The following is a 10,897-nucleotide window of genomic DNA, read 5'->3' on the forward strand; positions in this document are numbered from 1 at the left end:
TCAGGGACGATGATTATTTTAAGCTAAGACTCTTTGCGCTTCATGATTCGTCCATCCAACTGAACTGCGGATGAACCTAAAAATATCTCATTCCCACAACTTTTTCAATCGTTTTCTTATACCGAACTCACGTTAAAATACAAATATTGAACGGCTTTTGGCTTTCATTTTTAATTTTATTGTTTTCATTAGAACGGATAACCGATGGCCAGGTGAATGGCTTGTCCGTCTTTGAAGTTAGGTATGTTGTAGAATCCGCTCTTGCCCGTTTCGTAAGGAACGTGCAGACCCACGCCCCAGTCGAGGCGTAGCACGAGGAACTCGAGGTCGTAACGGATTCCGATACCAGTGCCAAGGGCCATCTCCTTGAGAGCGTTTTTAAACTTGAACTGTGACCCTTTGCGGTATCCGTCGTCACGCAGGGCCCACACGTTGCCTGCGTCGATAAAACCTGCTCCGTACAAGCTGCCGAAGATATTGAAGCGGTATTCAAGGTTGAGCTGGAGCTTGATGTCGCCAGTCTGGTCGAGATATGACAGGCGCGACACGTCAGTGGTATAGCTTCCGGGGCCAATGCTGCGTACGGCAAATGCCCTTATGCTGTTGGCTCCGCCTACATAGAACTGCTCGCTGTAAGGAGCGGCACTGCTGTTGCCGTACGTATATATTATGCCTGCGTTTGCGTGAGCTACGAGTTGCGACTTCTCGCCGAGCTGCCATGTCTTGCTTATGTCGGTTTCCAGCTTGAGAAACTGTGCGTAAGGATTGGAAAACAGTTGCTTGTCCGTCTGGCTCCATTTGTCGCCTGCTGCCATGTATCCCAGCGAAAGTATGTTGCCCGCTTCCGTGAAGGTTGTTTCCCATACCAGAGGATTACGGCTGCGCATGGCTGAGCTGTAGGTCAGTGTGTAGCGTATTTTAGGAATGAAGACGTCTTGCATTGACGTTTGCAGATAAGGGTTGGCATACAGTATGGAGTCAAACTTGGCCGTTGTGCGGTTGAGTTTTTGGTATTGCAGTGTAAGCGGGCTGAACTCGTGTCTCAATTTGTCGGAACGTTGCCATTTATATGTCCACTCGGCCGAGAACGTATGCATCTTGAAATAATCAGGACGGTTGAGTACGTTCATTGATATTTTCGCGTAAGTCGATGGGGTGGTGAAGTAGCGTCGGCGCTTGAGGAACGGAACAACGAGGCGCGGAAACTCGATAGAAGCGTCGGCTCCATATTCGTAAGAGTTCATGTTCCCGCCAGATCCATTGACGTTTCCGCCTTGTTCCCATTCATATGAGCCGTGAAGATTTATGTCGAGTTTTTCCCCTCCACGGAATGCGTTGCGCTTTGTGAAACCAATGACAAGTTCAGGACCGTGGCGGCCGTTGATTTTGTTTTTATAGTTGGTCTCAATGTAGAAGTCGTAAGGCTTTCCGAACGTACATGACAGGTTTAGGTCAAGGGTGTCGCTGCGCCCCGTAGTGTCACGTGGAGTGAAGTTGAATTCGACGGAGCTGAATAGTCCTGAGCCATTGATTTTATTGGAGGATTCGATATATCTGTCGTAACTGAATTGTTGGCGTGGGCGCAGCCTAAGGTCAGCAAGTATTATTCTCGGGCGTATAGGTGGGCGTTTGCCGTTGAATCTTACGGTGAAATAACGGTGGCTGAACGAATCTTTCAGTTCTTCCATGAATTGTTTTCGTATGTCAATGCGTATGTTGCCAATATACCATTTGCGCCTTGTAATGGCCGGAAGGTTACTTGCCATTTGCAGACGTAACTTGGCTTTGCCCGTAACAGCTGTTGTGTCAGCCAGGTAGGAGGCAAAGTTCGGTTGGTAAAAATAGTAGCCGTTATTGCGGAACAAGGTTGACAGCCTGGTTCGTTCGGCGTCCATTATAGAGGCGTCTAAAGGCGACCCGCTTTTTATCAGAGCGTCATTTTTTGTCAGGTTAATCAGACTGTCGGCCATTTGCGGAAAGTCAACGTATTCGAGTGAATCAACGGTGAACAATCGCCCAAAGTTTACCGTATATCCGATTTTTGCCTTCTTGGGATTTTTCTGCGGTACTATTTGGTAGCTAACAGTGCCGTTAAGGTAACCATGGTTCCTTAGAACGGACTGGGCTACCGAAGCTCTTAGTTCTGGATTGACTTGCCTCATAAGTACCGGAGCCTTACCGAATGTTTTTGTTATCCATTGGGCAATTTTATTTTTCGAGCCTGAAAATGCATTCCATATCCATAAACCGTAAGGGAAAGGCGTTCGGTAATACGAACTTCCGAACAGTGCTCCGTTTGGAGCAGTGGCTAATGAAGCCTCGATTTCTTCTTTAGTTGAGGTGAAGTGGTCAGTATTTTCCTTTTCGTTATCGTAGTTGTTATACTCAATTTTGGTCAGGCCAATGAAGAGTTGGTCGTTTTTGGGAATGTTCTTTGTTGTTGAACATGATGATAATATCAATGCAAAGAGCAATGCGCAGATAACCATCGGCACATGTACATTGTGTATGTTGCGTTTTGTTGTTTTGTTGTTATGATCCCGTTTCATCAGTTCTGGGTTAATTTATAGTGTGTGAACATTGGCTAATGTTTTTTGACGTCTTGCCTTTTTGTCGATGTTGAATCCGCTTTTGCTGGTTCAGCAACCTTTTTCTTGCCGAAACTGAAAATGTCTTTGAAGTGTTGCAGGCTGCGCCTCCAGATGAATCCGAAACCGTATTCACGTACAGTTCCTTCAAGCCAGTCGTAGGCATTGTTATCGTAATACAGCTTGACGTATTTGTCTGACGAATTGCCCAAACGGTATTCGAAAGTAACATTGTCGAAGAATGATTCATTCTGGTTTGTTACGTCTGCTCCTGTTGATACCTTGCCGCCGACAACAATACGTAATCTGTTGTTCCAAAAGCGCTTAGAGAACTTGAATGAGTAGTCGGTATGTGTATCTCCGTTAGCTCCTGTTGAGTTGTCCATGCCAAAGCTGAGGTCAAGTGAACGCAGTGCATTGCCGGTAATGCTGTTGATCTCGCTTTGCAGGAATGAGTTTAAGGCATTGTTCATCGAGAACCCTCCGGTATTCCCGTCAGACAGATACATTCCGGTAGTAAGCATCGTCACGGCCAGCTTACCACGTTGTTCTACACTCATGGATTGTAGTTCACTGTTAAGCGTCATATCTTCAGGGGCACTGAGGGTAAACTCAAGTCCCATGTCGGACAGTGTTTTAGTAATAATGACGCCGCAGTCAAATTCTACGTCACGACTGTCACCATTCTCTCCTCCAGATGATACGCTCGCTTTTGTGCGCTCTGTCGCAGTGATGTTAAGTTTTGGATTCATCGGGTCACCGGTGAATTCAATGTAACTTCCATCTTGTATTGTAAAAGTCTTGAGCGGTATTACAGGCAGTGAATATTTCATTTCTCCGTTGTCAAGTGTGTAGCGGCCTGTAAGCCTTATGTTTCCTGACATGTCGTATTGCATTCTTAAGCTTCCACCTCCCATAATGTCCAAATAATTTGAGTGGGCTGCGTCAAGGTAACACATAACGTGGGCTCCTTGGTCGATGTTCATGGTAAGGTCCATAGTAAAGCCAGACATTGGTTGATGTTCCACCACCGTCGCGACGGTATCTTCAAAGCTGACGAATTTTACAAGGTCGTCCATCCGGTTGTCTGTTGAAAGAGGGGTGTCTCGGAGTATGTATGACATGTCTGTTGTGCCGAGTACATCCAGCCTTCCGAGCAGTTCCAACCGTTCAACAGGACCGCGCATTGTAGCGAAGAAGTCAACAAAGGCTTTGCCGAACGCGATACTTCTGCGATTCTCTTTTGAGTCGATGACTTGACAGTTGCGTGCAACCATGCGTAAGTCCATGTTCATATTGTCGAGATTGGAGAAGTCGATGTTCCCGTTCAGGGTTAATGGATTATCATTATTTGCGTACATTTTGAAATCCTCGAACAGCAGATTGCTGCCGACAATACGTAACGGGTCTTCACTAAATCTCATCCTTACGCCGTATTGAGCACTGCGCATATAGCAGGAATCAAATTTAATTTCGCCATTAGCCTGCGGTTTGTCAAGTGTGCCTTTAAGGGCAACCTCGCCGTTGGCATAACCGTTAAGGCGGATTATCCTGTCAGGAATGAAACCGTTGATCAGGCGTGCAGGCATACGGCTCATTGTCAATTTTGCGTCAAGATTACCTTCTCCTTCAGAATTGTATGTACCGCTTAGTTCTGCTACTTGTTTGTTGTTGCAGTTGAGTACTCCGTCAAGGCTATGTGCACCTCCGCTTTGTGGCATATATACAAACTCAGTGCTGATATTTCCCATGCGACTGCGTTCATATGTCATTTTATCTACCGAAATGGCAGCGGACAATGACAGATTGTCTGACATTTGTATAATGTGGAAGTCTCCGTTCATTATGCCTGTTATGTTCGGCATATATGGAACGACTGACAAGACCTTCTCTAAATCAAATTTGTTAAGACCGATTGTCAGGTCTTGCAGGGCTTCTGTGTTATCGTCATTGGAGTATATATGTACTCCGGTTCCGTCGGCAGCCATCAACCTTAGGTTGGCAGATACGCGCCGGTCTGTTCCCATATATATGTAATTGTCTTCGTTGACCTTGAATTTCTTGTAGCCGAGAATAGGCTCGTCTGTTAAGAGGTGTAGTTTTATGCCTTTGTCCTCCATGGAGGCTTCCGCTCCAAGCTTTAGGCCAAGACTGTCGCGTGCATCGTAAAACTTGATGTTTGCTCCTGAACCTTTTTCAAATACGTATCCGTCAAGCAATGCGTTGAATACATATTGCTTGTTGTCTTTGTTGTTTCTTATTTGGGCACTGTATGTGCAGTTTACGGAATCCGAAGTAATATTGAAACGTACTGTGTCAAGCTTCATCGAGCTGTTTTGCAGTTCAAGTAATTGTATGTTGCCGTTAAGTCCGATTTCCGGAGATGATGATACGTCAATACTTGCATCCTGGAAAGTATATCCTTCATGGGCAATGAAGCGGCTTAATGGATTATCTTTTCCCGTAACTAAGTATAGCTGCGCTAATGGCAATTCCTGGCGTAGCTTTGATATGTTTATTTGTTTACTTTTTAATTCAGTCTTGAGTTCTTGTACGAAATTATCAGCCTTGCCCAATAACTTTTTATATCCACCTTGTCCGTTTAGATGTAGGCGGAAATCCCCACATTCAGTGACAAAATGTGTTGTATCGCGGCTTGTCAGGATATCAACCATCAAGTCATCTGGACGGAAAACTTTGCTTGAATCGGTGATTTCCAAGTCGTTGATCTTTCCACTGATTCTCAGCATTGTCTTCAGGTCGGAACTTACGTCTATCCTGCATTTTAACGATGTTGACAGTTCCGATTCGACCATATGCAATCCATACCAGTCGGCGTGTTTTACGTCAGCCGTTAATGTGGATTGCAGCATTTTAGGATTAAGTAATGCATTTACGGTTACCAAACCTTTAACAAGTGGATTGTCACTGTTAAGCTCTGCCTTGGCTTTTCCGTTAGCCATGTCTGCGTTAAGGCTTATTCCGTCTAAGTTATATTGTCCGATGTTAAATTTTTCAACACTGGCATTAGCATTAAATTGTGTTTTAGGCGACGTGAAGTTCATGCCTTTCCCTTTCGCAACAATGTTCCCGCTAAGGTTCCCGAATTCGTTTCCGGGCATGAAATGTCCTACTTTAAGATCCTTGGCAATTAGCATGGCATTGTATTTCATGTTTTCGGAATTTAGGCTTCCCTTTACCTTAACATTCCCTCCTCCTTCATTTGCGGTGAGGTCTGCTGTATATGATTGTCCGTTAATGCCGATATTGCCTTTTATGCTGATGTTTCTAGGGATAGTTATGTCTGTACCCTGTGACTTGAGTATTTCGCTTACGAAATCAAGGTTGTAAGTATTGGTATCAAGTTTTACTTTTGCATTTAGCTTGTCTGTGTCGGTTAAGTTTCCGGCTGTACCGTTGATGCTGATATTGAATGCAGATGGAAAGTTTACATTCACTCCCCCGAAGTTCATACTTTTCATGTTTCCGACAATGGCAGCTTTAATTCTTAACGGTTGGTTGGGCAGTCGGCGGGTAATATCGGTTGGCATGTCGCCAACTACGCGAAGAATGTCTTGTTTACCGATAGAACAGTCTGCCGTAAGGCGTAGTTTGCCCGGTGCATTATCGTCAAATGCGTTGAGGGCCATGATGAATTGTGCGGTAAGATACGAATCGGACGTCTTAAAGTCTATTTTAGGCAAATAGAGGTTTACCGAGTCCATTGAAATCGGGCCGGTAAAACGTTCAACGGTAAGCCCACTCTTTTCTTTGAATGAGCATTCCCGTAGTGATAATTTTAAATCAGGGGCACAATAATAAATGGAGTCTATACCGAGACTGACGTTTGAAAGGGCTATGTGGTTTGCGTCAAGTCCCTTTGTAAATGTCTCATAATTATTGTCGTATGCGAGGCTTCCTTCTTTCCAGTCAAGGCTTTGAATTTTGTATAGTCCGGAATAAAGGTCAAAATAACCGTTTACAGCTTTTGTTTTTCCAAGATATGCAGCTATTTGCAGTGTATCGCCAGGCATGTGTACGGTAATACCTGTGCCAGAAATGGCTAATTCATCAACAGATATTTTCCAGTTGTTTTTAGTCGTTGATGTGTCAGGTGGAACGGTGTCGCTTAATTCGATGTCGACTTTTGCATTGGCAAGGGTTGCTTCGTTGACTTTTATTGTTTCCTTGCTCAAGTCAATGCCGTGACTCCTCAAATGCAGTCGTCCAATAGTCCCTTTTACCCTTGCTTCGTGTACGAAGTTGGCCGTGTTAAGTTTTACGTCCTTGAACTCAAGGGCATCAATTTCTACATTTTTTTTAAATAAAGGCTTGAGTTGGACTTCAACAATAAGATTCTTGACATCGGCAATAGTGTCCTTGACTTGCGGTAAGGAATCATTTTGCTGTATCATTAGAAAACCGTCCACTCCCAAATCAAGTGGAAATACGAGTTTTACCCGTTCGATGGAAATTTCCATCCCGGTTTGTTCTGAAGCGTATGACATGACTTTCTTTACGGCCCAATTTTGGATAGGAGGGATGTAAAGTAAGATTGCCAATATTAAAAATAACAGAATCGGCGTCAGTATAATGCCGACAGCCAATTTTATAATTCTCTTTTTCCGCACGGATTATATCCAATTATAAACAATGAATGTATTTATTGCAAAGTAAGCAATTATTTTGGAAAAAGAAAAATAAATTTTGTATAAAGTGTACCGAATTAGTTAAATTCCGCTTATTTCATGCCACAATTTGTCATCAGGAACTTCGCTTTCGACGCAAATATGTTCTTTAGATACAGGGTGGGCAAATTCTATTTTACGTGCCAAGAGAGAGATACTGCCGTCAGGGTTATTTCTGCGGGCTCCGTATTTCAGGTCTCCTTTTATCGGGCAACCTATTTTTGCTAATTGACAACGTATTTGGTGGTGACGGCCGGTCATCAGTTTTACTTCTATCAGAGTGTACCTTTCTGATTTTCCGATAGTTCTGTAATGTAGCACGGCTTTTTTAGCTCCCGGCACTTCTTTATCATAAGCGTAGCTTTTGTTTTGTCTTTCATTACGTGTAAGCCAGTGGGTAAGTGTCGCTTCCGGTACTTCTGGGGCGTTTTGGCATATAGCCCAATATGTTTTGTTTACATTCCCCTCACGGAACATGTCGTTAAGTCGTGCTAACGCTTTTGATGTTCTTGCGAAGACAACAAGCCCCCATACAGGACGGTCAAGCCTATGTGTGATACCAAGAAAGACATTGCCTGGTTTAGCGTATTTTTCTTTAATATACGCTTTGACTTCATCGGCAAGAGTCTTGTCGCCGGTCTTGTCTCCTTGCACAATTTCACCACTGCGCTTGGATACTATAATTATATGATTGTCTTCGTAAACTACTTTCATTGTATGGTCTTATAAGGCAAAAATTAAGAGCCAAAAAGTATTACTTACATTATATGCTGATATAAGAAATGTCTTATTGACTCTTAATTTTTATCTTGATATGAATTACATGTTCATGCCACCGTCAACCTGGATAACCTGTCCTGTTACGTACGAAGACAGGTCTGACGCGAGGAATACAGCTACATTCGCGATGTCTTCCGTTTGTCCTGCGCGACGCAACGGTATTTTCTGTATCCACTCCTTGCGTATATTGTCCGGAAGTGCTTGTGTCATTGCGGTTTCGATAAATCCAGGAGCAATTGCGTTAGCGCGAATGCCACGTGAACCAATTTCCTGCCCTATGCTCTTCGCAAGAGCGATAAGTCCTGCTTTAGATGCAGCGTAGTTGCACTGTCCGGCATTGCCATGAACACCTACGACAGAAGCCATGTTTATAATGCTTCCACTCTTTTGGCGCATCATAATAGGTGTACATGCATGTATAAAATTAAACGCTGATTTCAGGTTTACGTTAATGACTGCATCCCATTGAGCTTCGGTCATACGCATCATCAGTCCGTCTTTTGTTATTCCGGCGTTGTTTACGAGAATATCTATCGAGCCGAAATCCTCTTTTACCTGGTTTACTACTTCTGCAGTCTGGGCGAAGTCTGCTGCATTGCTGGCGTAACCTTTTGCTTTAACGCCTTTTGCTGCTATTTCAGCTTCAGTGGCTTTGCCGTTTTCGTCAATGACGAGATCAGTAAATGCGATGTTTGCGCCTTCTTCAGCGAATTTTAACGCGATGGCCTTGCCTATACCGCGTGCCGCACCCGTAATAAGTGCGGTCTTACCTTCCAATAATTTCATTTTGTGTTATTGTTTAGAATGTTTTTATAATAGTGTTCTTTATTATTTTGTGATTTTGTCCATTGATCTTCCAAGTGCACCGTATACGACCTTTGCCACAAGAGGCTTGCTGGCCTCGGGTGTCATACCGTGTCCCAAACGGCCACAAATGTAAGGCACTTCAAGTCCTTTAATACAATAATGCGTGATGTCGGCAACAAGTTCTACATTGTCAATGTCAAATTCGCCGTCTGCTTTTCCTTCCGCGTAAACTTTACGGAATAGTTCGATTTCATCTTCGTCAAAATTCTTTCTGACTTTTTCTACCATCCAGATATTGCGGAAGAAGGCGGCGCGTAAATTGCCGTTACGCATTACCGTTTCTTTTATCATGTTGAGATGTGTGTAGATGAGTTCTATTATTTTATCTTGAGGCCTTATTTTCTTTGCGGCAACTTCGTCCATCTTGTCCGAAAGACGTTCTAATTCTGATTCTATGACGGCGTAATATACGTCTTCTTTACTTTTAAAATATGTATATAAAGTTCTTCTTCCCTTGCCCGAAGACCGTGCAATGTCGTTCATCGTTGTGTTTTCCAGGCCGTTCTTTGCGAATAATTGCCTGGCAACGTCTACTAATTTTTGTCTTGTTTTTGATATAGACATCTTAAAAACTCCTCTCCTCTTTATCTATTGCACATTTCAGTACTCATGTGCAAAAGTATCAATTTTATTTGATACGGCAAAATATTTGTGACTTATTCATTTATATAATTAAAATATATGCCATGTTTTCTTTTCTTTATTCCTATACGTTTACTGTTTGCGGTTTTGCATTATGCTTACTTGATTTTGCCCTTGTAGTTATGTTTAGATGTTGTGTTTTAACGGTTTTTTAGTGTTAAGGAGCAAAAAAGTGAATAAATATTTGCATTGTTCAGCAAAAAGATGTACCTTTGCACTCGCAAATCAGAAATGAGGCGCAGTTTAAATATTAACATCGCGGAGTGGAGCAGTTGGTAGCTCGCCAGGCTCATAACCTGGAGGTCGCATGTTCGAGTCCTGCCTCCGCAACTATTCTAAAGGATAATTTGTTGGATACAACAAGTTATCCTTTCTTTTTTGTCTGTTAGAAAGCATATTGTCCCCACCTTGTAAGTTTTGAGTTAAAGTAGCATAATTATGTATGATGTGGTTTCGTAATTGAAGCATTTTTTGTAATTTTGTGCCCGTTGTATATTATTAGGATAGGATAATGAAGAAATTAGCATTCGCATTTATCACCATGCTTGCACTTGTTATACTTGCAAGTTGCGATGATACAGAGACTTACGCAGAACAAAGGGATAGAGAAAATTCGGCAATAAGCCAGTTTATCCGCGATTCGTCTATAACGGTCATTACAGAGTCAGAGTTTCGGGAAAACGGTTATAAGACGGATGTTTCCAATAACGAATATGTGTTGATGCAGAATTCGGGAGTTTACATGCAGATTGTAAGGGAAGGATGCGGCGAACCGATACAGGACGGTGAGACAACAACCGTATTGTGCCGTTTTACAGAGCGTAATATCCTCACAGACTCCATACAGCTGACAAATGATATTCTTGCGTTTGCTTCTATCCCGGAAAAGATGAGCGTTACAAATACAAACGGTTCTTTTACTGCGTCATTCCTTACTGAGTCAAGCCTGATGTATACTTTTTATGGTAGTACTTCGGTTCCCACAGGATGGCTCGTGCCATTCCCTTATATAAAGGTTGGCAGACAGACTTCACCCGACGAGGAGATTGCAAAGGTGAACCTCATTGTTCCGAGCACTCAGGGACATAAATATGCTTCTTCTGGTGTTTATCCGTGTTTTTATACTATAACATATCAAAGGGGAAGGTAATTTAAATTAAGAATTAAGAGTTAAGAATTAAGAAAAATACCTTCGTGTGTTTATCTGACAAGGCATATTTTCTTAACTCTTAACTCTTAACTCTTAACTCTTAATTCTTAATTCTTAACTCTTAATTCTTAACTCTTAATTCTTAACTCTTAATTCTTAACTCTTAATTCTTAACTCTTAAT

The 10,897-nt window shown here is 42.7% G+C and carries 6 protein-coding genes and 1 tRNA gene; 2 read left to right on the plus strand and 5 right to left on the minus strand.

The annotated features are described in order from the left end of the window. Positions 1–188 precede the first annotated feature (188 nt). The 5 genes from tamL to H6A34_RS11530 form a co-directional block, all read right to left on the minus strand. Complete coding sequence (tamL, locus tag H6A34_RS11510) at positions 189–2,549, minus strand: translocation and assembly module lipoprotein TamL (protein WP_239480860.1); 2,361 nt, start codon at positions 2,547–2,549, stop codon at positions 189–191. Positions 2,550–2,584: 35 nt separating this feature from the next. Then, entirely contained in the window at positions 2,585–7,069 is a 4,485-nt protein-coding gene (locus H6A34_RS11515) for a translocation/assembly module TamB domain-containing protein (RefSeq protein WP_239480861.1), read from the minus strand. Positions 7,070–7,318: 249 nt separating this feature from the next. Further along, positions 7,319–7,990, minus strand: coding sequence for an RluA family pseudouridine synthase (locus H6A34_RS11520; RefSeq protein ID WP_205105637.1), 672 nt, complete (start codon positions 7,988–7,990; stop codon positions 7,319–7,321). A gap of 105 nt (positions 7,991–8,095) precedes the next feature. Continuing rightward, positions 8,096–8,842: a 3-oxoacyl-[acyl-carrier-protein] reductase gene (gene fabG / locus H6A34_RS11525; protein WP_021948361.1), complete on the minus strand. Its 747-nt coding sequence runs from the start codon at positions 8,840–8,842 to the stop codon at positions 8,096–8,098. Between the two features lie 42 nt (positions 8,843–8,884). After that, entirely contained in the window at positions 8,885–9,487 is a 603-nt protein-coding gene (locus H6A34_RS11530; RefSeq protein ID WP_205105638.1) for a TetR/AcrR family transcriptional regulator, read from the minus strand. Positions 9,488–9,822: 335 nt separating this feature from the next. Between H6A34_RS11530 and H6A34_RS11535 the strand changes: the two genes are divergently transcribed. Next, positions 9,823–9,895: transfer RNA gene (locus tag H6A34_RS11535), tRNA-Met, on the plus strand. 181 nt (positions 9,896–10,076) lie between these two features. Then, complete coding sequence (locus H6A34_RS11540; protein ID WP_205105639.1) at positions 10,077–10,715, plus strand: BamK family beta-barrel-assembly machinery protein; 639 nt, start codon at positions 10,077–10,079, stop codon at positions 10,713–10,715. Positions 10,716–10,897: the final 182 nt, after the last annotated feature.

The sequence above is a fragment of the Marseilla massiliensis genome (assembly GCF_016899855.1).
In the GTDB taxonomy this organism is placed as follows: Bacteria; Bacteroidota; Bacteroidia; order Bacteroidales; family Bacteroidaceae; genus Prevotella.

Bases quoted from the DNA above. Each gene is read 5' to 3' on its own strand.
- tamL (WP_239480860.1), bottom strand. From the start codon at position 2,549: ATGAAACGGGATCATAACAACAAAACAACAAAACGCAACATACACAAT.
- fabG (WP_021948361.1), bottom strand. From the start codon at position 8,842: ATGAAATTATTGGAAGGTAAGACCGCACTTATTACGGGTGCGGCACGC.
- H6A34_RS11530 (WP_205105638.1), bottom strand. From the start codon at position 9,487: ATGTCTATATCAAAAACAAGACAAAAATTAGTAGACGTTGCCAGGCAA.
- H6A34_RS11540 (WP_205105639.1), top strand. From the start codon at position 10,077: ATGAAGAAATTAGCATTCGCATTTATCACCATGCTTGCACTTGTTATA.
- H6A34_RS11515 (WP_239480861.1), bottom strand. From the start codon at position 7,069: ATGGAAATTTCCATCGAACGGGTAAAACTCGTATTTCCACTTGATTTG.
- H6A34_RS11520 (WP_205105637.1), bottom strand. From the start codon at position 7,990: ATGAAAGTAGTTTACGAAGACAATCATATAATTATAGTATCCAAGCGC.